17 protein-coding genes are annotated in these 22,480 nt (G+C 66.7%); 12 read left to right on the top strand and 5 right to left on the bottom strand.

What is annotated here, in order from left to right:
* The 4 genes from J2852_RS16595 to J2852_RS16580 all read left to right on the top strand — a co-directional run bounded on the left by J2852_RS16595 (position 1) and on the right by J2852_RS16580 (position 3,692).
* On the top strand, positions 1-765 hold the full coding sequence (locus J2852_RS16595) for an HdaA/DnaA family protein (RefSeq protein ID WP_209877443.1): 765 nt from the start codon (positions 1-3) through the stop codon (positions 763-765).
* On the top strand, positions 704-1,483 hold the full coding sequence (locus tag J2852_RS16590; protein ID WP_209877441.1) for an SDR family oxidoreductase: 780 nt from the start codon (positions 704-706) through the stop codon (positions 1,481-1,483). The genes J2852_RS16595 and J2852_RS16590 overlap by 62 nt, the downstream gene beginning before the upstream one ends.
* Positions 1,484-1,906: 423 nt before the next feature.
* A complete protein-coding gene (locus tag J2852_RS16585) occupies positions 1,907-2,863 on the top strand; it encodes a sensor histidine kinase (RefSeq protein ID WP_246499727.1) in 957 nt (318 codons plus the stop codon).
* A gap of 85 nt (positions 2,864-2,948) precedes the next feature.
* Positions 2,949-3,692: a TlyA family RNA methyltransferase gene (locus tag J2852_RS16580; protein ID WP_209877504.1), complete on the top strand. Its 744-nt coding sequence runs from the start codon at positions 2,949-2,951 to the stop codon at positions 3,690-3,692.
* Here the strand turns inward: J2852_RS16580 and J2852_RS16575 are convergent.
* Positions 3,689-4,414, bottom strand: a complete 726-nt coding sequence (locus J2852_RS16575; RefSeq protein WP_209877437.1) for an aspartate/glutamate racemase family protein — start codon at positions 4,412-4,414, stop codon at positions 3,689-3,691. The two genes, J2852_RS16580 and J2852_RS16575, sit on opposite strands and share 4 nt — an antisense overlap.
* Before the next feature lie 71 nt (positions 4,415-4,485).
* Positions 4,486-5,937 (bottom strand): helix-turn-helix domain-containing protein, encoded by a 1,452-nt coding sequence (locus tag J2852_RS16570; RefSeq protein ID WP_209877435.1) that lies wholly within the window; start codon positions 5,935-5,937, stop codon positions 4,486-4,488.
* A 229-nt stretch (positions 5,938-6,166) separates the two neighbouring features.
* Here J2852_RS16570 and J2852_RS16565 point away from each other — a divergent pair, with 229 nt between their 5' ends.
* The 5 genes from J2852_RS16565 (at position 6,167) to J2852_RS16545 (ending at position 13,571) form a co-directional block, all read left to right on the top strand.
* Positions 6,167-7,699, top strand: a complete 1,533-nt coding sequence (locus J2852_RS16565) for an acyl-CoA carboxylase subunit beta (RefSeq protein WP_209877433.1) — start codon at positions 6,167-6,169, stop codon at positions 7,697-7,699.
* A gap of 11 nt (positions 7,700-7,710) precedes the next feature.
* A complete protein-coding gene (gene accC, locus J2852_RS16560; RefSeq protein WP_209877431.1) occupies positions 7,711-9,711 on the top strand; it encodes an acetyl-CoA carboxylase biotin carboxylase subunit in 2,001 nt (666 codons plus the stop codon).
* A gap of 64 nt (positions 9,712-9,775) precedes the next feature.
* Positions 9,776-10,369 carry a biotin transporter BioY gene (locus tag J2852_RS16555; protein WP_209877429.1) on the top strand — a complete coding sequence of 198 codons (594 nt, stop codon included), beginning with the start codon at positions 9,776-9,778 and terminating at the stop codon, positions 10,367-10,369.
* A gap of 169 nt (positions 10,370-10,538) precedes the next feature.
* A complete protein-coding gene (scpA, locus tag J2852_RS16550; RefSeq protein ID WP_209877427.1) occupies positions 10,539-12,692 on the top strand; it encodes a methylmalonyl-CoA mutase in 2,154 nt (717 codons plus the stop codon).
* Positions 12,693-12,800: 108 nt separating this feature from the next.
* On the top strand, positions 12,801-13,571 hold the full coding sequence (locus tag J2852_RS16545; RefSeq protein WP_209877426.1) for a DUF2161 domain-containing phosphodiesterase: 771 nt from the start codon (positions 12,801-12,803) through the stop codon (positions 13,569-13,571).
* A 26-nt stretch (positions 13,572-13,597) separates the two neighbouring features.
* On the opposite strand, the gene J2852_RS16540 is transcribed toward J2852_RS16545, so the two are convergent.
* Both J2852_RS16540 and J2852_RS16535 read right to left on the bottom strand, forming a co-directional pair.
* Complete coding sequence (locus tag J2852_RS16540) at positions 13,598-14,623, bottom strand: WD40 repeat domain-containing protein (RefSeq protein ID WP_209877424.1); 1,026 nt, start codon at positions 14,621-14,623, stop codon at positions 13,598-13,600.
* A complete protein-coding gene (locus J2852_RS16535; RefSeq protein WP_209877422.1) occupies positions 14,611-15,588 on the bottom strand; it encodes a CobW family GTP-binding protein in 978 nt (325 codons plus the stop codon). Before J2852_RS16535 ends, J2852_RS16540 begins: the two co-directional genes overlap by 13 nt.
* A gap of 449 nt (positions 15,589-16,037) precedes the next feature.
* On the opposite strand from J2852_RS16535, the gene J2852_RS16530 reads away from it, so the two are divergent.
* The 3 genes from J2852_RS16530 (at position 16,038) to pflB (ending at position 20,738) form a co-directional block, all read left to right on the top strand.
* Positions 16,038-18,116, top strand: a complete 2,079-nt coding sequence (locus J2852_RS16530) for a carbon starvation CstA family protein (RefSeq protein WP_209877421.1) — start codon at positions 16,038-16,040, stop codon at positions 18,114-18,116.
* A 62-nt stretch (positions 18,117-18,178) separates the two neighbouring features.
* Positions 18,179-18,361 carry a CstA-like transporter-associated (seleno)protein gene (locus J2852_RS16525; protein WP_209877419.1) on the top strand — a complete coding sequence of 61 codons (183 nt, stop codon included), beginning with the start codon at positions 18,179-18,181 and terminating at the stop codon, positions 18,359-18,361.
* 115 nt (positions 18,362-18,476) lie between these two features.
* Entirely contained in the window at positions 18,477-20,738 is a 2,262-nt protein-coding gene (pflB, locus tag J2852_RS16520) for a formate C-acetyltransferase (protein ID WP_209877417.1), read from the top strand.
* Positions 20,739-20,786: 48 nt separating this feature from the next.
* On the opposite strand, the gene J2852_RS16515 is transcribed toward pflB, so the two are convergent.
* Positions 20,787-22,244 carry a sigma-54 interaction domain-containing protein gene (locus J2852_RS16515; RefSeq protein WP_209877415.1) on the bottom strand — a complete coding sequence of 486 codons (1,458 nt, stop codon included), beginning with the start codon at positions 22,242-22,244 and terminating at the stop codon, positions 20,787-20,789.
* Between the last annotated feature and the right edge of the window lie 236 nt (positions 22,245-22,480).

Below are 22,480 nucleotides of genomic sequence, written 5' to 3'. Positions count from 1 at the left end.
ATGAGTCTGGGGGCCCAGCTTCCGCTCGACCTGGGCCATCGTCCGGCCATGGGGTGCGAGGATTTTCTCGTCGCGCCGAGCAACGCGGACGCGGTGGCGTGGCTCGACCGCTGGCCGGGCTGGACGGCGCCCGCGCTGACGGTGTACGGGCCGGCGGGCTGCGGCAAGACGCATCTGGGCCACGTCTGGCGCGCGCGCAGCCACGCGCCCATCGCGAATGGGGAGACGCTGGACACCGCCGACCTGCCGGGGCTGATCGCCAGGGCCAACGCCGTGGTGGTCGAGGACGCTGACAAGGTGGCCGGCAAGCCGGCGCGCGAGGAGGCGCTGTTCCACCTCTACAACCTCGCCCGCGATTCGGGCGGACACCTGCTGTTGCTGTCGCGCAAGCCCCCCGCGCGCTGGCGCGCCCGGCTGGCCGACCTGCGGTCGCGCATCAAGGCGGCCCCGGCGGTGGGGGTGGAGGCGCCGGACGACGCGCTGCTCGCCGCCGTTCTGGTGAAGCTGTTCGCCGACCGGCAGTTGCGGCCGGGAATGGACCTGATCACTTACCTTCTGGCGCGGATGGAACGCTCGCTGGATGCGGCGCGGCGGGTGGTGGCGGCGCTGGACCGGGCCTCGCTGGCCGCGCACCGGCCGCTGACCGTGCCGCTGGCCCGCGAGGTGCTGGCGGAACTCGACGACAAAACGGGAGGAGACGAGGATGGATCTGGGAATCGCCGGGCGGCGCGCCATCGTGTGCGCGGCCAGCAAGGGGTTGGGTAAGGCCTGCGCGCTGGCGCTGGCGGCCGAGGGCGTCGAGGTCACCATCACGGCGCGCGGCCGCGACCTGCTGGAGGCCACCGCTGAGGAGATCCGCAAGGCGACGGGCGCCACCGTGACCACGGCGGTCGGCGACATCGCGACGGAGGAAGGGCGCGCGGCGGCGCTGGCCGCCTGTCCGGAGCCGGACATCCTGATCAACAACGCGGGCGGCCCGCCGCCGGGCGATTTCCGCGAGTGGGAGCGGGAACACTGGATCCGCGCCGTGGAGGCCAACATGCTGGCCCCGATCTTCCTGATCAAGGCGACGGTGGACGGGATGATCGCCCGCAGGTTCGGGCGCATCGTCAACGTCACCTCGGGGGCCGTGAAGGCGCCGATTTCGAACCTCGGCCTGTCCAACGGCGCGCGCGCGGGGCTGACCGGCTTCGTCGCCGGGCTGTCGCGGCAGACGGTGCGGCACAACGTGACCATCAACAACCTGCTGCCCGGCCCGTTCGAGACCGACCGGCTGCGCACCACCATGGAAGGCATGGCGAAGGCCGCCGGCCGCAGCGTGGACGAGGAGATGGATGCGCGGCGCGCCACCAACCCGGCCGGCCGCTTCGGCGACCCGGCGGAATTCGGGGCGATGTGCGCCTTCCTGTGCTCCGCCCAGGCCGGCTTCATGACCGGGCAGAACGTGCTTCTGGACGGCGGGTCCTATCCGGGCACGCTGTAAGGACGAATTGCTTCAGGGCTGGTTTTGGCCGACGCTGTCGCGGTGATGGCGTTGGCCAAGCCCTGTTCCGCGATGCGTCGGTTTGGTTCGACGGTGTGCGGGAAGCGATGTTGCGGTGCGTGATCGCTGCTTTTCATCGCTGACGCGACTGCGGTAGAAAGCCCGCTGCCATCTGGTTCCCCCGGTGGGTTTCTATGACCTACCTGAAAGACCTACCCCTATTTGCTAGCGGCTTTTCGGGTTGTTTCGCTGGTATGGCAAGTACCGCTGCTTTACAATTTGGAAACATTAAAAATTAACCAATGTGAAGAGGCGAGGGGTTTGCAGAATATGCCTCAGGTGTACGCGGCCGCTGCTGGGCGTGGCTCGGACGGGGGCGGAACTCGCCCAAACAACATTGATGCGTCATACGGAATGTCTGGATTGGACTTTTCCGATCCGAATTTCCTGCGCGAAATACTGGAGCACACGCCGACGCCGACGGCCGTGGTGGAGGGGCATGACCTCCGCTGCGGTTTTGCCAACGCCGCTTTCCGCGAGCTTGGCCTGACGGCTGGGCAGGATGTCAGGGGGCAGGGGATCGCCGCACTGTTCCCGGCGGTGGATTCCGGTGCGTTGTCCGTGGTTTACCGCACCGGCCAGCGAGCGCGGGTCCGCGCCGGCACGCCGGACCAGCGGACCTGGGACCTTGACGTCACGCCTCTGCGCGACGGCGCGGATGGGGCGGTGCGCGCGCTGCTGGTGACCGCGCGCGAGGTTGCCGCCGCCGATGCCTCGGGCGACCAGCAGTTGCGGGAGATCAACCACCGGGTCAAGAACACCCTCCAGCTGGTGTCCAGCCTGCTGACGCTGCAGGCCCTGTCCACGAAGGATCCGGACATGCGCCGCGCCTTTCAGGAGGCCTGCGGGCGCATAGGCACGGTGACTCAGGCGCACCAGCGCATCCACGCCGTCGGGCGCGGCAGCAGCGTCGATTTCGCCGGTTACCTGCGCGATGCCTGCGTGGAAATGGAAGCGAGCCTCGCGGCGGGCGGTGCCGATCGCCGGATCGTGGTGACGACGGACGATGCCGTGTTGCCGGTGGATTCGGTCATCCCGCTCGCCCTCATCGTGAACGAGCTGGTCGGCAACGCGATCAAGTACGCCTATCTTCCGGGCGCGCCGGGCGATGTGGAGGTCAGTTTGACGGCCCTTCCCGAAGGCGGCCGACGCCTGACCGTCGCCGATCATGGGCGCGGCCTGCCGCCGGGCTTCGACATCGCGCGCGCCGACACGCTGGGCATGAAGGTTGCGCGGGCCTTCGCCGGTCAGCTCAAGAGCAAGCTGCGCGCCGAGTCGAACGCTCCCGGTACCCGCTTCGTGCTCGATCTGCCGGCCTGAGGGGGCTTCGGCCCTTGCCGAACCCCCTTGCCGAACGGCCGTTCCTGCGCCATGGATCTCCCACCTTGGATTCGGGAGGGGTATGATGGCGCGGGTGCGGGCGGATGTGGCGCTGGTCGAGCGCGGGCTGGCGGAAAGCCGTGCGAAGGCGCAGGCGCTGATTCTCGCCGGGCTGGTCTATTCCGACACCAAGCGCATCGACAAGGCCGGCGACCAGATCGCCGAGGACGCCCCGCTGTCGGTCAAGGGGCAGGACCACCCATGGGTGTCGCGTGGCGGCCTGAAGCTGGTGAAGGGGCTGGACACGTTTGGCATCGACCCGACCGGCCTGACCGCCGTAGACGTGGGCGCCTCGACCGGCGGCTTCACTGACGTGCTGCTGACGCGCGGGGCCGCCAAGGTCTATGCGGTGGACGTCGGGCACGGACAACTGGCCTGGAAGCTGCGCAACGATCCGCGCGTGGTGGTGCTGGAAAAAACCAACGCCCGCCACCTGACGACGGCAGAAATCCCCGATCCGGTGGACCTCGTGGTTTGCGACGCCAGCTTCATCGGGCTGGAGGTGGTGCTGCCGGCGGCCCTGAACCTGACCGTGCCCGGCGGTCGCCTCGTCGCGCTCATCAAGCCGCAGTTCGAGGTCGGCAAGGGTCGCGTCGGCAAGGGCGGCGTCGTCCGCGAGCCGGAACTTCACCAGGAAGTCTGCGACCGCATCCGCGCGTGGCTCGACGCCCTGCCGGGCTGGCGCGTGCTCGACATCACCGAAAGCCCGATCACGGGACCGGAAGGGAACAAGGAATTCCTGATCGGGGCGGTGAAGGATCGTCCCTAATCCGCGAGTGCGAAATTCACGGCAGCGGCGGTGTGCAGCGCTGTGGTGTTGAACATGGGGAAGGATGGACGGTCCGCCTGATCTACCAGCAGGAAAATTTCCGTGCAGCCGAGGATCACTCCCTCGGCACCCTGAGCCTTCAGGCGGTCGATGATTTCAAGGTACTGAGCCTTCGATTCCGGACGCAGATCGCGCCGCACCAGTTCATCGAAGATGATCCGGTCTATCGTCTCCTTTTCCGGATCGGCAGGAACCAGGGTTTCCACCCCGAAGCGGTCCTTGAACCGCGCACGCAGGTAATCAGACCGCATCACCGGCATTGTTCCGAGAAGCCCGACACGCGTCAGTCCGGTGGCCCGGATTTCCTCGCCTGTGGGATCGGCGATGTGAATGAAAGGTGTCCGGCGTTCAGCCATGATCGGCTCCACCACACGGTGCATGGTGTTGGACACGCACAGGATCACGTCGGCTCCGGCTTGTTCCAGCGCATCCACCTTTCCCGACAGGTAGCGGTGGGCGGCATCCCATTCGTCCTGCCGGACAAAATGCTCGATGTTGCCGAAATTGACGCTGACGATGACGATCTCGCCGTTGTCCCACCCGCCCAGACGCGCGTTCAGCCCTTCATTCAAGAGACGGTAATACTCGGCCGTGGCTTGATTGCTCATGCCGCCGAGGACACCGATGGTCTTCTGGGGCAGCGGGCGAGCGGACGTGCGCATGGCAGGGACCTTACGGAGGTTGTGGCGCGGAGAGTAGCGCAATCCTCGTAAAAGGCTACCCTGCCATTCACTCACGCGCTCTCATCCACCCGGCCGGCTTGCGTGAACAGGTACGGCACGAAGCTGCGGTGGGATTCGTTTACGGTTAGTTGGCTGCCGATGGGCGGGAAGGCGCGTTGCTGGCAGTCGGTGCGTTCGCAGATGCGGCAGTTCACGCCGATGGGAACCGCCGCCGCCACGTTCGACGTGTCGATGCCTGCCGCGTAGACGATCTCGTTGGCGTGCGTCGCCTCGCAGCCCAATCCCACGGCGAACTGACGCGACGGTTTCAGGTAGGCGCCGCCGCGCTTCGTCACGGTGCGGGCGATGCCGATGTAGGTGCTGCGGTCCGGCATCTGGGCGAACTGCACCAAGATCTTGCCGGGCTGGGCGAAGGCCTCGTGCACGTTCCACAGCGGGCAGGCGCCGCCGAATCGCGCGAAGTGGAAGCGCGTCGCGGAATGCCGCTTGGTGATGTTCCCGGCCATGTCCACGCGCACGAAGTAGAAGGGCACGCCCCGCGCCCCCGGCCGCTGCAGGGTGGACAGGCGGTGGCAGACCTGTTCGAAGCTGGCACCGAAGCGGCTTTGCAGCTGCTCCACGTCGTGGCGGAGTGCGCGGGCCTGAGCGGCGAAGGCCCGGTAGGGCATGACCAGCGCGCCGGCGAAGTAGTTCGCAAGCCCGACCCGGCAGATGGATTTCGCGTCCTCGCTGGAGAATTTCGCCTGCGCCACCAGCTCTTCGATGGTCTCGCCGAAGCCGAGCAGGGCGATCTGGTGGGCCATGTGGAAAGCGCGGCTCGGCCCGTTCAGCAAGGCGGACAGGCGCAGCGTGCCGGTGGATTCGTCATAGCTGCGCATGGCGGTCTCGGCATCGTCGGCGACGATCTTCACGCGCACGTCGTGGCGGCGCTTCAGAAGGGCCGCCAACTCGTTCAGCAGGGCGCCGGAATGGATCTTCTCCGCGTCCCACAGCCGTTCCGCCGCCTCGTCCAGCGGGCCGACGTAGTTGTTGCAGTAGTGGAAATAGTCCCGCACCTCCTCGTAGGGGAACTGCGGGCCGGCGAAGCTGTCGTCCTGCTCCTGATTCGACAGGCTGTCGGCCAGCGACTGCACCCGTTCGTGCAGTTTCTGATAGGCCTGATGGAGGCTGAGGACGCGGCGGGCCAGTTCGGGGCTGGAGCCGACGGCGCTGCGCAGCTCTGCGTTGGTCAGCGGCGCCCCGGCGAACAGCGGGTCGGCCAGCGCCTCGCGCAGGTCGGCGACGAGGCGGCTGTCCTCGTCTTCCACGAAGTTGGACAGGTCCACCTCGAACACGGCGGAGACCTTCAGCAGCACCGGCAGGGTCAGCGGACGCTGGTTGTTTTCCAGCTGATTCAGATAGCTGGGCGACAGGTCCAGCGTCTTGGCCAGCGCCGCCTGGGTCATGCCCCGCTGCTCGCGCAGACGGCGCAGCTTGTAGCCGAGGAAAAGCTTCTTCTGCATGGCAATGTCCTGCGCGATGTCCTGCAACCGGCGCTCTATGCCTTCCGGTAGATTCGCAATCTTGGCAAACCAAGTCCTGCGTTTGCGAATATATTCGCAACTTCGCACATTTTTGCCGCCCGGCCAATTGCCCAATTGCAAATCTTGTGAATAATCCAGGCCGGTACGGCGCGGGAGCCTGTCGCAAGATCCGCAAACCTACGCCGCTCGTCATAGTGGGAATCGCCTGATGCAAGAAATTCTGGCCAAGTTGGACTCCATGCGCGCCGCGGCGCGCCTGGGCGGCGGTGAAAAGCGCATCGCTTCCCAGCATGCCAAGGGCAAGCTGACCGCGCGCGAACGCATCGATCTCTTCCTCGACGAAGGCTCGTTCGAGGAGTTCGACATGTTCGTGCAGCACCGCTGCAACGACTTCGGCATGGAAGATCAGAAGGTTCCCGGCGACGGCGTGGTCACCGGCCACGGCACCGTCAACGGCCGACTTGTCTTCGTGTTCAGCCAGGATTTCACCGTTTTCGGCGGCTCCCTCTCGGAAGCCCACGCCGAGAAGATCTGCAAGATCATGGACCAGGCCCTGAAGGTCGGCGCGCCCGTGATCGGCCTCAACGACTCCGGCGGTGCGCGCATCCAGGAAGGCGTTGCCTCGCTCGGCGGCTATGCCGAGGTGTTCCAGCGCAACGTCAACGCGTCGGGCGTCATCCCGCAGATCTCGCTCATCATGGGCCCCTGCGCCGGTGGTGCCGTGTATTCGCCGGCCATGACGGACTTCATCTTCATGGTGAAGGATTCGTCCTACATGTTCGTGACCGGCCCGGACGTGGTGAAGACCGTCACCCACGAGGTCGTCACGGCCGAGGAACTGGGCGGCGCCGTCACCCACTCGTCCAAGTCGGGCGTTGCCGACATGGCCTTCGAGAACGACGTCGAGGCGCTGCTCCAGCTGCGCCGCTTTATCGACTTCCTGCCGGCCTCCAACCGCGAGAAGGCGCCGGAGCGTCCCTGCACCGACCCGATCGACCGCGACGACCTGTCGCTCGACACGCTGGTCCCGGAGAACCCGAACAAGCCCTACGATATGAAGGAGCTGATCCTGAAGACGGTCGACGAGGGCGACTTCTTCGAGCTTCAGCCCGACTACGCCAAGAACATCATCATCGGCTTCGGTCGCATGAACGGCACCACGGTCGGCATCGTCGCCAACCAGCCGATGGTGCTCGCCGGCTGCCTGGACATCGACAGCTCGAAGAAGGCCGCGCGCTTCGTGCGCTTCTGCGACGCCTTCGAGATTCCGATCCTGACCCTGGTGGACGTCCCCGGCTTCATGCCCGGCACCTCCCAGGAATACAACGGCATCATCAAGCACGGCGCCAAGCTGCTGTTCGCCTACGCCGAGGCGACCGTGCCGAAGGTCACCGTCATCACCCGCAAGGCCTACGGCGGCGCTTACGACGTGATGGCGTCCAAGCACCTGCGCGGCGACATCAATTACGCTTGGCCCTCGTCGGAAATCGCGGTGATGGGGCCGAAGGGCGCGGTGGAGATCATCTTCCGCTCCGACATCGGCGACGCCGCCAAGATCGAGGCGCGCACCGAGGAATATCGGCAGAAGTTCGCCAACCCGTTCGTGGCGGCCTCGCGCGGCTACATCGACGACGTCATCATGCCGCACGGCACGCGCCGCCGCGTCATCAAGGCGCTGTCCATGCTGAAGAACAAGCAGCTCCAGAATCCCTGGCGCAAGCACGACAACATCCCGCTCTGAGGCACGCCGTCATGTTCTCGAAAATCCTGATCGCGAACCGCGGCGAAATCGCCTGCCGCGTCATCCGCACGGCGCGCCGCATGGGCATCAAGACGGTGGCCGTCTATTCGGACGCCGACAAGAACGCCCTGCACGTCGAGATGGCCGACGAGGCCGTCCACATCGGTGCCGCCCCCTCGGCGCAGAGCTACCTGCTGATCGACCGCATCGTCGATGCCTGCAAGAAGACCGGCGCCCAGGCGGTCCACCCTGGCTACGGCTTCCTGTCGGAAAAGCGTGAGTTCCAGGAGGCGCTGGCCGCCGCCGGCATCGCCTTCATCGGTCCCGACGCCCACGCCATCCAGGCCATGGGCGACAAGATCGAGTCCAAGAAGCTCGCCAAGGAAGCCGGCGTTTCCACCGTCCCCGGTTATCTCGGCGTCATCGCCGACGACAACGAGGCGGTCACCATCGCCCGCGACATCGGCTATCCGGTGATGATCAAGGCCTCGGCCGGCGGTGGCGGCAAGGGCATGCGCGTGGCCTGGAACGACGAGGAGGCCCGCGAAGGCTTCCGCTCGGCCCAGAACGAGGCGCGCTCCTCCTTCGCCGACGACCGCGTCTTCGTCGAGAAGTACATCCAGCAGCCGCGCCACATCGAAATCCAGGTGCTGGCCGACGGGCAGGGCACCGCGCTCTACCTCGGCGAGCGTGAGTGCTCGATCCAGCGCCGCCACCAGAAGGTCATTGAGGAGGCGCCGTCGCCGTTTCTCGACGCCGCCACCCGCAAGGCGATGGGCGAGCAGGCCGTGGCGCTGGCCCGCGCCGTGGATTACAAGTCCGCCGGCACGGTCGAGTTCATCGTGGACGCCGAGCGCAACTTCTACTTCCTGGAGATGAACACCCGCCTCCAGGTGGAGCATCCGGTCACCGAGCTGATCACCGGCTTCGACCTCGTCGAACTGATGATCCGCGTCGCGGCGGGCGAGAAGCTGAACATCCGCCAAGAAGACATCCGCCTGCACGGCTGGTCGATCGAGGCCCGCGTGTACGCCGAGGATCCGTTCCGCAACTTCCTGCCGTCCACCGGCCGCCTGACCCACTATCGTCCGCCGACCGACGACCCGCACGTGCGCGTCGACACCGGCGTGTACGAGGGCGGCGAGATCTCCATGTACTACGACCCCATGATCGCCAAGCTGTGCACCTGGGGTTCGACGCGCGACGCCGCCATCGCCCGCATGCGCGAGGCGCTGGACCAGTATTACATCCGCGGCGTCAGCCACAACATTCCGTTCCTCGCCTCCCTGATGGCCAACCAGCGCTTCGTCGAAGGCCGGCTGACCACCAACTTCATCGCCGAGGAATACCCGAACGGCTTCCACGCCTCCGATCTGCCGCCGGAGGACCCGGCGATCCTGATCGCGGTGGCCGCCGTGATCCACCGCTGCCTGAACGACCGCGACATCCAGATCAGCGGCAAGATGCCGGGCAACAAGGCCAAGGTGCGCGATGACTGGGTCGTCGTGCTGGACGGCACGCAGCACCCGGTCCACGTCCACCCGGTGGACGGCAGCCCGCAGCGCATCGGCTACACCGTCGATTTCGACGGCAAGCACCACACGGTGTGGAGCGACTGGAACCTGGGCGAGCCGCTGTTCCGCGGCACGGTGAACGGCGAGCATGTCTGCATCCAGGTGGACCGCGTCGGCGTGGGTTACCGCCTGTTCCATTCCGGCAGCCAGGCCGTGGTGAAGGTGTTGACCCCGCGCGCGGCCAAGTTCGACGCGCTGATGCCGGTGAAGGCGCCGCCGGACATGTCCAAGTTCCTGCTGTCGCCGATGCCCGGCCTGCTCGTCTCGCTGGCCGTCAGCGAAGGGCAGGAGGTCAAGGCCGGCGAGGTGCTGGCCGTGGTCGAAGCGATGAAGATGGAAAACATTCTGCGCGCGGCGCAGGATGGCGTGGTGTCCAAGATCCATGCGACGCCGGGCAGCAGCCTGGCCGTCGATCAGAAGATCGTGGAGTTTGCGTAAGCCCGCCGGTAAGTCTGCCGAAGGCTTGCGCCGAAAACTTCGCTTTAGGGAAAGGTGAGTGACGATGGCTTATGGAATCACGCTTTCGCAGCGTCCTTCCTCGCTTCTTGAGACGGTCGCCCCGAAGGGCGGCCTGATCGCCGCCGCCACCGCGGTGGTTCTGGGCAGCGCCCTGCTGGCCGTGTCGGCCAAGGTGCAGGTGCCCTTCTGGCCGGTGCCGATGACGATGCAGAGCATGGTCGTCATCCTGCTCGGCATGGCCTATGGCAGCCGCCTCGCCGCGGCGACCGTGGCGCTGTACCTCCTGGAAGGTCTCGCCGGCCTTCCGGTCTTCGCCGGCGCCGGCGCCGGCCCGGCCTACATGGCCGGCCCGACCGGCGGCTATCTGCTGGGCTTCCTGCTGGCCGCGACCTTCACCGGCTGGCTGGCCGAGCGCGGCTGGGACCGTACCCCGGTCAAGGCGGTCGCCGCCCTGGCCATCGGCCACGCGCTGCTGTTCGTGCCGGGTGTTGCGTGGATGGCCGTCCTGTTCGGCGGCGAGAAGGCGATCGCCCTCGGCTTGGCCCCGTTCTGGGCCGCCACCATCCTGAAGACCGCCCTGGGTGCCGCCATCATGCAGGCCGCCTGGAAGGTCGTCGCCCGCCGTTCGCAGGCGTAAATTACTGAAGTTTTTGCCCCCTCCCTAACCCTTCCCCGCCTTCGGCGGTGGAGGGAACCAATCTCCCTCTCCCGCGCAAGCGGGGGAGGGCCGGGGAGGGGGCAAAACCTAAGCACACATTGTCATTGTCCTAAGTAATTCGAATCAAGCCGTGTCGAGGAGGCGTCCCATGAGCGATTTCCCGAAGAAGACCCTGGCCGATTGGCAGGCCCTGGCGGCCAAGGACCTCGGAGCCAACGGGAAGCTCGACGACCTGATCTGGCAGACGCCGGAGGGGCTGGACGTCAAGGCCCTCTACACGGCGGAGGATCTGGAAGGGCTGGAACTGGACAGCCTGCCGGGCTTCCCGCCCTTCACGCGCGGCCCGCGCGCGACGATGTACGCGGTGAAGCCCTGGACCATCCGCCAGTACGCCGGCTTCTCCACCGCCGAAGAGTCGAACGCCTTCTACAAGGCGAACCTCAAGGCGGGTCAGATGGGCCTGTCGGTCGCCTTCGACCTCGCCACGCACCGTGGCTATGACAGCGATCACCCGCGCGTCGTCGGCGACGTGGGCAAGGCCGGTGTGGCCATCGACAGCGTCGAGGACATGAAGATCCTCTTCAACGACATCCCGCTCGACAAGATGTCGGTGTCGATGACCATGAACGGCGCGGTTCTGCCGATCCTCGCCGGCTACATCGTCGCGGCGGAAGAGCAGGGCGTATCCCAGGACAAACTCAGCGGCACCATCCAGAACGACATCCTCAAGGAGTTCATGGTCCGCAACACCTACATCTATCCGCCCGAGCCCTCGATGCGGATCATTGCGGACATCATCGAGTACACGGCGCACAACATGCCGAAGTTCAACTCGATTTCGATCTCCGGCTACCACATGCAGGAGGCTGGTGCGACGGCCGTCCAGGAACTGGCCTTCACCATCGCCGATGGCCTGGAATACGTCCGCGCCGCCATGTCGAAGGGGCTGCCGGTCGACAAGTTCGCGCCGCGCCTGTCCTTCTTCTTCTCCATCGGCATGAACTTCTTCATGGAGATCGCCAAGCTGCGCGCCGCGCGCCTGCTGTGGTCCACCCTGATGAAGCAGAAGTTCGACCCGAAGGACGCCCGCTCGCTGGCGCTACGCACTCACTGCCAGACCTCCGGCGTGTCGCTGACCGAACAGGACCCCTACAACAACGTCATCCGCACGACCATTGAGGCGATGGCCGCCGTGCTGGGTGGCACCCAGTCGTTGCACACCAACGCTTTCGACGAGGCGCTGGGCCTGCCGACCAAGTTCTCCGCCCGTATCGCCCGCAACACGCAGCTGATCATCGCCGAGGAGTCGGGCGTCACCAACGTGGTCGATCCGCTCGGCGGCTCCTACTACATCGAGCATCTGACCCACAGCCTCGCCAAGGCGGCGCTCGACCTCATCAACAAGGTCGAGGATATGGGCGGCATGACCAAGGCGGTCGAGTCCGGCATGCCCAAGCTGCTGATCGAGGAGGCCGCCGCCCGCCGTCAGGCCTGCATCGACCGGGGCGAGGAGGTGATCGTCGGCGTCAACAAGTACCGTCCGGAAAACCCGGAAACGGTGGACGTGCTGGACATCGACAACACCGCCGTCCGCGAATCCCAGATCGCCCGCCTGAATCAGGTCCGCGCCAACCGTGACGAGGCCAAGTGCCGCGCCGCGCTGGAGGCCCTGACCAAGGCCGCCACCGAGAAGTCCGGCAACCTGCTGGCCCTGTCGGTCGAGGCGACGCGCGCCCGCGCCACCGTCGGCGAGATCTCCGACGCGCTGGAGAAGGCCTTCACCCGCCACGTCGCGGTCATCCGCTCCGTCTCCGGCGTCTACGGCGCTGCCTACGAGGGTGACGAGGGCTTCAAGAAGATCCAGGAGGAGGTCGCCGCCTTCGCTACGGAGGAAGGCCGCCGCCCGCGCATCCTCGTCGTGAAGATGGGCCAGGACGGCCACGACCGTGGCGCCAAGGTCATCGCGACCAGCTTCGCCGACATCGGCTTCGACGTGGACATCGGGCCGCTGTTCCAGACCCCGGACGAGGCCGCCCGCCAAGCCGTCGAGAACGACGTGCACGTCATCGGCGTGTCTTCGCAGGCCGCCGGCCACAAGACGCTGGTGCCGCAGCTGGTCGAGGAGTTGCGCAAGCAGGGTGCGGGCGACATCCTGGTCGTCTGCGGCGGCGTCATCCCGCCCCAGGATTACGACTACCTCTACAAAGCCGGTGCGGCGGCGATCTACGGTCCCGGCACCAACATCCCGAAGGCCGCGTCGGACATCCTGGCGATCCTGCGCAAGCAGAAGGTCGCAGCCTAACAGGTTATCCTGCCCTTAAAAAAAGGCGCCGTCAGGCGCCTTTTTCTTTTCCCTCCCCTGCGAAGCGGGGGAGGGTTAGGGTGGGGGCCCGTCTCGGAATGCTACCCCGTGCCCATCACCGCCGAAACCGATCTCTACGCCCCCGTCAAAGCCTTCCTCGAAGCCCAGGGCTACGACGTGAAGGCCGAAGTCCAGGGCTGCGACATCGTTGCCGTCCGCGCCGACGAACCGCCGCTGATCGTCGAACTGAAGAAGCGCTTCACCTTGGAACTGCTGCTCCAGGGCGTGGACCGGCTCGGCCTCACCGACACCGTTTATCTCGCCGTCCCCCAGCCCGGCCGGAAAGCCAGCGGCCCGTCCCCCCACGACAGCGGCGTCCGCAAGCTCTGCCGCCGGCTGGGCGTCGGTCTGCTGATCGTGGACACCGCGCGCGCCGAGGGGCATCAGGTGGATGTCCTGCTCGATCCCGTCCCCTATACCCCGCGCAAGGACCGCAAGCGCACCGCCCGTCTGCTCGGCGAACACAAAAGGCGCCAGGGCGATCCCAACAAGGGCGGGTCCACCCGTGTGCCCATCGTCACCGCCTATCGGCAGGACGCGCTCCGCTGTGCGCGGCTGCTGGGCGACGGGCCGATGACGCTGAAGGCTCTGCGCACGGCTGGCGCGCCGAAGGACGTGGCGGCGATTCTTCAACGCAATGTGTATGGGTGGTTTGAGCGAGTCGCCAAGGGAACCTACACATTGACCGGCGACGGCCTCCAAGGCATCGACGCGTTCGAGCACGCATTGACCAGAGATTGTCCGGCGCAATCCAGCCAGCCTCAATCGACTGGCGCAAACCCTGACCAGTTCGCCGACATCGAGAACGCTCGGCGATAATGCAGGGTGGTGCGGAAGGATATGGTTCAGGCGCCTCGCAACCAGCCCTTAACCCTCTCCATCAACCCACCCCCACGCCGCCACAGAGCCACACGCCCGCCCTCGCCGGCGGCGGCCAGCCAGCCACCGTCCGCCGACCAAGCCACCCCCGCCACCGGCTCCCCGTCGGCCGGCAGCAGATCCACCGGTGGCCGGTCGTCGAAGCCGATCAGGCTGACCTGCCCATCCCGATAGCCGTAGGCGATCAGCGCTTCCCGTGGGTGGCAGGCGACCGCCGTGACCAGCACCTTGCGTTCCGGCCCCAGTTCCATGGGTGGTTTGCCGAACGGGCCGTCACCGGCGAAGGACCACAGCACCACGCCATCCGCCCCGCTGGTGGCGAGGTACTTGCCCCCCGCCCCCCAGGACAGTGAGCGGGTCTTGGTTCCGTACCCCGCCATCTGCATTGCGGTGCCGTCGGCGATCCGCCACGCGTGCAGTTCATTGTCCTGCGCCGCCGCGACGACGAAGCGCCCATCCGGGCTCCAACTGACGGCGATGTGCGAGCCCTTCCACTCCAGCCTTTGCGGCTCCCCGCCGCCGACCGGCCAGACGGTCACGCCGCCGTAATGCGCCACGGCGAGCCGTCCGCCCGCCGGATCGAAGGCCAGCGCCCCCACCGTGCTCGGGTGGTCCAGCGGCGCGCCCAGCCCATGAACGGTCTTGCCGGTCGCCGCCGCCCAGGCACCGCCATTGACGGCCAGCGCGTCGATCCAGCGGCCGGGGACATGCAGCAGCGTCTCCGCCCCGCCATCCCGCCCGACCCGGAGCAGCCGCCCGTCGTCGCCTCCGCTGAGGAACCCGTCGCCATCGGCGCGCAGGTGCAGCACGGCGCCGTCATGGGCGGCGACGGTCAGCGGATCGCCCCCACGTGCCGGGCCGCGCACCGGAACGATCCGAACCGTCCCGTCACCGAGGCCCACGGCCAGCCGCTCGCCCTTGCCGTCGAAGGCGATCCCGGCCGGGGTCGCGTCCAGCGCGAACAGGGCCGGGGTGCCGCTTACGCCGCGCACGATGCAAACCCGTCCCGCAGGGCGGCCCCGTCGAGCTTGCGCCCGATGAAGACCAGCCGGCTCCACGGCTTTTCGCCGTCGCGCCAGGGCTCCGGTTCGCCACGGTCGATCAGCATGTGCACGCCTTGCACGACGATCTTCCAGTCACCCCCGCCGACCGCGACGATCCCCTTGTAGCGGAGCAGGTCCGGCCCCTTCTCCTGGGCCACGCCGCGCAGCCACGCGTCGAATCGCTCCGCGTCCACCGGCCGCTCCACGGTCAGCGACAGGCTTTGGATGTCGTCGTCGTGGTGATGCTCATGCTCGTGATGATGGCCGTGATGGTCATCGAGGAACTCCGGATCCTCAGCCAGGATGCGGTCCAGGTCGAAGGCGCGGCGGTCCAGCACCTCGGCCAGCGCGATCCCGCAGCGCTCCGTCCGGCGGATCGTCGCGAAGGGGTTCAGCGCCCGCACCCGCAGTTCCACCTCCGCCAGCCGGCCGCTGTCCACGAGGTCGGTCTTGTTGACCAGGATCAGGTCGGCGAAGGCCGCCTGTTCCTGCGCCTCGCGGTTATGGGCGAACCCGTCCAGCAGGTGCTTGGCGTCCACCACCGTCACGACGCTGTCCAGCCGCGTCCGCAGCGCGATCTCGTCGTCCATGTAGAAGGTCTGCACCACCGGCCCCGGATCGGCGAGGCCCGTCGTCTCCACCAGGATTCCGTCGAAGGCGTTCCGCCGCTTCAGCAGCCCCTGGATGATGCGGATCAGGTCGCCCCGCACGGTGCAGCAGATGCAGCCGTTGTTCGTCTCGAAGATTTCCTCGTCGGCGCCGACCACCAGATCGCCGTCGATGCCGATTTCTCCGAATTCGTTGACGATGACGGCGAAGCGTCGCCCGTGCGGCTCCGACAGGATGCGGTTCAGCAACGTCGTCTTGCCGGCCCCCAGGTAGCCGGTGAGGATCGTAACGGGAATTTTCTGCATGATCGGCAACTCCGGAAATCGGGCCGAAATGCTGCGGTGCAGCGTAACTTGCGTGATTCAGGTCGAGGATACCCCCTCGACTTACCTATCGTAATGCTCTTTTCGCATATGACGATTGATAAGGATCAATGTGCTTGTCTCTGAATTTGCGGCTTACTATTCGGCGAACGCCAACGCTCGCGTTGGCTCGTGGACCGTAACGTGGCCCGCCGCTGGAGGGTGGGGCCACCAGTTCCGCCGGCCTTCAACGTGATGACGGGCCAGGAAGCCCGCGAGACGGCACAGACCATCGCCCGCGCCAAACTCCGCCCGCGATGGCCCCTCCACGGGGGATTCCCCGCGTCCAGTGCGCCGCCCCGCCTCCAGGCCCGCCCGCCGTGAGAGCTTTTTATGCCCTCTCGCGCTGCCGGACGACGGACGACGATCGTGGCTTGTGACAGAGGTGGAACATGACCTCACGATTGAAGTCGCTGATTTTCGCGGCTATTGGCGTGTTCGGCGCCGCATGCCTTGCCGGCATCGCGCTGAACCGCGGCGAGACGATCAACGCATTCTGGTTCGTCGGCGCCGCCTTCGGCGTCTATCTGCTGGCCTACCGCTTCTACGCGGGCTGGATCACCGCCAAGGTTCTGTGCGTGGACGAAAGCCGCGCCACCCCGGCGGAGGTGCTGAACAACGGCCGCGACTACGTCCCGACCCACCGCTGGGTGACCTTCGGCCACCATTTCGCGGCCATCGCGGGCGCCGGCCCGCTGGTCGGCCCGACGCTGGCGGCGCAGTTCGGCTACCTGCCGGGCACGCTGTGGCTGCTGGTCGGCGCGGTGGTGGGCGGCTGCGTGCAGGACATGATCATCCTGTTCTGCTCCACCCGCCGCAACGGCAAGAGCCTGGGCCAGATGGCCCGTGACGAGCTTGGCCCCATCGCGGGCAACGCGGCGTTGGTCGGCACACTCCTTATTATGGTGCTGATCGTGGCCGTCCTCGGCCTCGTCGTCGTCAACGCGATGAAGCACAGCGCGTGGAGCACCTTCACCGTCGCCATGACGATCCCGATCGCCATCCTGGTCGGCGTCTACATGCGCCACATCCGTCCGGGACGGGTGATGGAAGGCTCGCTGGTCGGCTTCGCGCTGATGATCCTCGCCACCTTCGCGGGCGGCTGGGTCGACGCGGACCCGGTTCTGCGCACCTACTTCATCTTCGACGGCCCGACGCTGGCCCTGCTGGTGATCGCCTACGGCTTCCTGGCCTCGATCCTGCCGGTGTGGCTGCTGCTCGCCCCGCGCGACTACATCTCCACCTTCGTGAAGATCGGCGTCATTCTGATGCTGGCCTTCGCGATCATCGTGCTGCAGCCGGACATCAAGATGCCGGCTTTCACGAAGTTCATCGACGGCACCGGCCCGGTCTTCGCCGGCAGCCTGTTCCCCTTCCTGTTCATCACCATCGCCTGCGGCGCCATCTCCGGCTTCCACGCCCTGATTTCGTCCGGCACCACGCCGAAGATGATCGCCAACGAAAAGGACATCCAACTCGTCGGCTACGGCTCGATGGCGATGGAATCCTTCGTCGGCATCATGGCAATGATCGCCGCCTGCGTGCTGGAACCCGGCGTCTACTTCGCCATCAACAGCCCGGCCGGCATCGTCGGCGCGGACGTGACCAAGGCGGTTGCCACCATCACCGGCTGGGGCTTCCCGGTCACGGCCGAGACCATGAACCAGCTTGCCAAGGACATGGGCGAGACCACGCTGCTGGCCCGCACGGGCGGCGCGCCGTCGCTGGCCGTCGGCATGGCGACCATCTTCGCCGGCGCCTTCGGCAAGCATCTGCTGGCCCTCTGGTACCACTTCGCCATCATGTTCGAGGCGGTGTTCATCCTGACCGCCGTGGACGCCGGCACGCGCGTCGGCCGCTTCATGCTCCAGGACCTGCTGGGCAACATCTACAAGCCGCTGGGCAACGTGTCGTCCTACCCGTCGGCGGTGATGAGCTCGGCCGCGTTCGTCGCGATGTGGGGCTATTTCCTCTACATCGGCACCATCGATCCGTACGGCGGCATCAACATCCTGTGGCCGCTGTTCGGCATCTCCAACCAGATGCTTGCCGCCATCGCGCTGGCCGTGGCGACCGGCATCCTGGTGAAGAGCGGCAAGCTGCGCTACGTCTGGGTCACCGCCGCGCCCCTGACTGTCCTGACCTTCATCACCAGCTGGGCCACCTACGAGAAGATCCTGTCCGCCGACCCGCGGGTGGGCTTCCTGGCCGGCGCCGACGCGCTGGAGGCGAAGCTGATGGCCGGCCAGCTGACCGGCAAGATGGCCGAGGTCGCGCCCCAGCTGATCTTCAACCAGCGCCTTGACGCGGTGCTCAGCGTCTTCTTCGTGGCGGTCCTGTTCGTGACCATCGCCGAGACGGTTCGCCTGACGCTGCGCCACATCAACGGCCGTCCGGTTCCGCCGCTGGCCGAGGTCCCCTACCGTCCGCACCCGCCGATGAGCGACGTTGCCGTCGGTCACGGCGATTGACCGGGGGGGATTTATTCGTCCACCATTGACCTAGGGCAAGGCGCAAGACGGGGGAATGCCCCATGCTGATCTCCTATCTCCGAGCGTTCTGGAACGGGTTCCGCCAAGTGACCGGCGACGACGCCTTCGAACGGTATCTCGAACGTCACAATCGCCTGCACGCCGACGTCGCCCCGCTCGACCGGAAGGAATTCTTCAAGTCTGAGCTGCAGCGGAGATGGGACGGTGTCCGCCGGTGCTGCTGACCGACAGTCAGCCCCGGCCCACACCGAAGCCCAAGAAGAGTAACCGTCCGTCCGCCTGTCCCAAGGGCGCTCAGGCCCCGGACCGGCGGACGGACCACTATACAGGAGGCGTGTCATGGACACCCTGATGGTCGAGCCGAAATCCCTTACCGCTGAAGCATGGCGCGGCTTTGAGCCCGGCGTCTGGCGGACGGAGGTGAACGTCCGCGACTTCCTGGTGAGGAACGTCCGTCCCTACGAGGGCGACGGAGCCTTCCTGGCTCCAGTCAGCGAGCGCACCGGCAAGCTCTGGGGCAAGGTTCGTGACCTCCTCAAGGAAGAGCGTGCCAAGGGCGTGCTGGACGCGGACACGGAGGTCGTGTCCTCCATCGTCAGCCACGCCCCCGGCTACATCGACAAGGATCTGGAGGTCATCGTCGGCCTGCAGACCGACAAGCCTCTGAAACGAGCGATCATGCCCTTCGGCGGCTACCGCATGGTCAAGGCGGGGCTGGAGGCCTACGGCTACACGCCGTCGCCGAAGCTGGACACGATCTTCCCGCAGCTGCGCAAGACCCACAACGACGGCGTCTTCGACGTCTACACCGAGGAAATGCTGCGCTGCCGCAAGTCCGGCGTCATCACCGGCCTGCCGGACGCCTATGGGCGCGGCCGCATCATCGGCGATTACCGCCGGCTGCCCCTCTACGGCGCCGACGTCCTGATCGCCGACAAGAAGGCACAGCTGAAGTCCCTCGAACTGGATCAGATCACTGAAGAGACGCTGCGCCTGCGCGAGGAGATCAACGAGCAGATCCGCGCGCTTCAGGAACTCGTGCAGATGGCGTCGAGCTACGGCTTCGACGTGACCCGCCCGGCCGTCACGGCGTTCGAGGCGGTGCAGTGGACCTACCTCGCCTACTTGGCGGCGGTGAAGGAGGCCAACGGTGCTGCCATGTCGCTGGGCCGCGTCTCCAGCTTCCTCGACGTCTACATCGAGCGCGACATCGCCGAAGGCCGCATGGACGAGGCCGACGCGCAGGAGTTGATCGACCAGTTCGTCATCAAGCTGCGCATGGTCCGCTTCCTGCGCACGCCGGAATACGACCAGCTGTTCTCCGGCGACCCGACCTGGGTGACGGAGTGCATCGGCGGCATGAGCCTGGATGGCCACACGTTGGTCACCAAGGGCAGCTTCCGCATGCTGCACACGCTGAACAACCTCGGCCCGGCGCCCGAGCCCAACCTGACCGTGCTGTGGTCGGAACAGCTTCCGGAAGCCTTCAAGAAGTTCTGCGCCGAGACGTCGATCAAGACCTGCTCGGTGCAGTACGAGAACGACGACCTGATGCGGCCGTACTGGGGCGACGACTACGGCATCGCCTGCTGCGTGTCGGCGATGCGCATCGGCAAGCAGATGCAGTTCTTCGGCGCCCGCGCCAACCTCGCCAAGACGCTGCTGTACGCCATCAACGGCGGCAAGGACGAGGTCTCCGGCGAGCAGGTCGGCCCGGCCTTCGCCCCGGTCACCGGCGACGTGCTGGACTATGACGAGGTCGTCAACCGCCTGCTTCCGATGATGGAGTGGCTGGCGCGGGCCTACATGAACACGCTGAACGCCATCCACTTCATGCATGACAAGTACATGTACGAGCGGCTGGAGATGGCGCTGCACGACCGCGACGTGCTGCGCACCATGGCCTGCGGCATCGCCGGCCTGAGCGTGGTGGCGGACAGCCTGTCGGCGATCAAGCACGCCACGGTCACGGTCGTCCGCGACGAGCGGGGCCTGGCCACTGACTTCGTCATCGAAGGCGACTACCCGGCCTTCGGCAACAACGACGCGCGGGTCGATGACATCGCGGTGTGGCTGGTCGAGACCTTCATGGGCCTGCTGCGCAAGCAGACGACCTACCGCGACGCGGTGCCGACCCAGTCGGTGCTGACCATCACCTCCAACGTGGTCTATGGCAAGAAGACGGGCAACACGCCGGACGGCCGCAAGGCCGGCCAGCCGTTCGCACCGGGGGCCAACCCGATGCACGGGCGCGACAGGAAGGGCGCCATTGCCTCGATGGCCAGCGTGTCCAAGCTGCCCTACGCGCACGCGCAGGACGGCATCAGCTACACCTTCACCATCGTGCCCGGTGCCTTGGGCCCGACCGCGGGCGAGCGGGTGGACAACTTGGTGGGGCTGCTCGACGGCTACTTCGGGCAGGGCGGGCACCACATCAACGTCAACGTGTTCGACCGCGAGACGCTGCTGCACGCCATGGATCATCCGGAGCTGTACCCGCAGCTGACTATCCGGGTCTCCGGCTACGCGGTGAACTTCATCAAGCTGACCCGCGAACAGCAGATGGACGTCATCAACCGCACCTTCCACGGCGCGCACTGATAGGCGGCAGGGAAATGAAAAGGGGCGGCCTTCGGGCCGCCCCTTCTTTTATGCCGACCCTTGCAGATCCTCCCGGATGCCCAGCGCCTGCATGCGCTCGTAGAGCGACGCGCGGGAGATGCCCAGCAGCTTGGCCGCCTGGGCCTTGACGCCGCCGGTGCGGGCCAGCGCGCCGATGATGGCCGCGCGCTCTGTGTCCTTCAACACGTCGTTCAGCGGCCGGGGGCTGCCGCCCGCCGAACGCAGCATGGCCGTTGAGGCCAACCCGTCCGCGACGCCTTCCGGCTCCGCATCCAGGGACGGGGGCAGGGCGGCGTGGATGTGCTTGGCGGTCAGCGTCAGGTCGTCGCTCATCGCCACGACCCGCTCCAGCACGTTGTGAAGCTCGCGCACGTTGCCCGGCCAGTCGTGCGCCTCCAGCGCCGCGACGGCCTCCGGCAGCAGCTCCCGCGACGGGGTGCTGGAGGCGAGCGCCAACTCGTCCAGAATGCGGTCGGCGATGCTGCCGATGTCCTCCGCGCGCTCGCGCAAGGGGGGCAGGGTGATCGGGACCACGTTGAGGCGGTAATAGAGGTCGGCGCGGAACTGCTTGTCCCGGACCAGCGCCGCCAGATCGCGGCTGGTCGCCGCGATGATGCGCAGATCGACGCGCACCACCTTGTTGGAGCCGACCGCCTCGAACTCCCGCTCCTGAAGCACGCGCAGCAGCTTGGCCTGGAGGGGCAGGGGCATGTCGCCGATTTCGTCCAGGAACAGCGTGCCGCCGTTGGCGAGCTGGAACTTGCCCTCGCGCATGCGCCGGTCGGCGCCGGTGAAGGCACCCGGCGCGACGCCGAACAGCTCCGCCTCCAGCAGGTTTTCCGGGATCGCCGCCACGTTCACGCCGACGAAGGGCGCGTCGGCGCGCGGGCTGGCCGCATGGACGGCGTGGGCCAGCAGTTCCTTGCCCGTGCCGGTCTCGCCCAACAGCAGCACCGTGGAATCCATCTGGGCCGCGCGGCGGGCGAGCCGCTTGACCTCGCGCATCGACTCGCTGTTGCCGATCATCTGCGACAGGGAGTATTTGGCCCGCCGCTCGTGCGCCAGTTCCTGCCGGGTGCGGGTCAGCTCGTCCTGCAATTTCTGGTACTTGGACACCAGCGGGCGCAGCCGGTCGGCGCGGTCGAACAGCGCGAATCCGATGGCGCCAATCAGCGAACCGTCCTCGTCGCGGAGCGGCAGGCGGGTGACGACGATGGTGCGCTTGCCCACGTCCATCAGGTCCAGAAGCATGGGCTGTCCGGTTTCGACCACACGCCGCATCTGGCTGTTGGGGATGACCTCCTCCACCGGCTTTCCCAGCGTGTCCTTGGGATAGCCCAGAAGCTCCAGATAACGCTCGCCGATCCAGGCGACGCGGGCGTCCTTGTCCACCACGATCAGCCCCACGCAGGCGTCCGACAGGTGCTGGAACAGCGACTCCACGGCGCGGGCACGGAGATGATCGAAGTTGGGTTCGAGGCTCATGCCTTCTTCCTTCTTGGCGCTGGCGGCTCCCCCCACAGGTGGGGGCGGTCCAGCTCTCAATCCAGTGGATGGTATAGGCCAACGGTCATGACATGCAATTCGGGGGTGGCGGAGATCCAGGGCGGCCCGGCGCTCGTAGACCTCATCACCTCCAAATGCATCGCCACACACTGAACCCGCCGCACCTTCCGCGGCGGGTTCTTTTTTGGAAAGCTGGGCGTTCGAGGCGATCCATC

Source organism: Azospirillum soli (genome assembly GCF_017876165.1).
In the GTDB taxonomy this organism is placed as follows: domain Bacteria; phylum Pseudomonadota; class Alphaproteobacteria; order Azospirillales; family Azospirillaceae; genus Azospirillum; species Azospirillum soli.
Note: the sequence above shows the minus strand (reverse complement) of the source record. Positions and strands in the feature narration are given on the sequence as shown.

Coding starts and splice junctions, on each gene's coding strand:
- J2852_RS16570 (WP_209877435.1), bottom strand. CDS start 5,937: ATGCAGAAGAAGCTTTTCCTCGGCTACAAGCTGCGCCGTCTGCGCGAG.
- J2852_RS16565 (WP_209877433.1), top strand. CDS start 6,167: ATGCAAGAAATTCTGGCCAAGTTGGACTCCATGCGCGCCGCGGCGCGC.
- J2852_RS16590 (WP_209877441.1), top strand. CDS start 704: ATGGATCTGGGAATCGCCGGGCGGCGCGCCATCGTGTGCGCGGCCAGC.
- J2852_RS16530 (WP_209877421.1), top strand. CDS start 16,038: ATGACCTCACGATTGAAGTCGCTGATTTTCGCGGCTATTGGCGTGTTC.
- J2852_RS16525 (WP_209877419.1), top strand. CDS start 18,179: ATGCTGATCTCCTATCTCCGAGCGTTCTGGAACGGGTTCCGCCAAGTG.
- J2852_RS16555 (WP_209877429.1), top strand. CDS start 9,776: ATGGCTTATGGAATCACGCTTTCGCAGCGTCCTTCCTCGCTTCTTGAG.
- J2852_RS16595 (WP_209877443.1), top strand. CDS start 1: ATGAGTCTGGGGGCCCAGCTTCCGCTCGACCTGGGCCATCGTCCGGCC.
- accC (WP_209877431.1), top strand. CDS start 7,711: ATGTTCTCGAAAATCCTGATCGCGAACCGCGGCGAAATCGCCTGCCGC.
- J2852_RS16580 (WP_209877504.1), top strand. CDS start 2,949: ATGGCGCGGGTGCGGGCGGATGTGGCGCTGGTCGAGCGCGGGCTGGCG.
- J2852_RS16515 (WP_209877415.1), bottom strand. CDS start 22,244: ATGAGCCTCGAACCCAACTTCGATCATCTCCGTGCCCGCGCCGTGGAG.
- J2852_RS16535 (WP_209877422.1), bottom strand. CDS start 15,588: ATGCAGAAAATTCCCGTTACGATCCTCACCGGCTACCTGGGGGCCGGC.
- scpA (WP_209877427.1), top strand. CDS start 10,539: ATGAGCGATTTCCCGAAGAAGACCCTGGCCGATTGGCAGGCCCTGGCG.
- J2852_RS16575 (WP_209877437.1), bottom strand. CDS start 4,414: ATGCGCACGTCCGCTCGCCCGCTGCCCCAGAAGACCATCGGTGTCCTC.
- pflB (WP_209877417.1), top strand. CDS start 18,477: ATGGACACCCTGATGGTCGAGCCGAAATCCCTTACCGCTGAAGCATGG.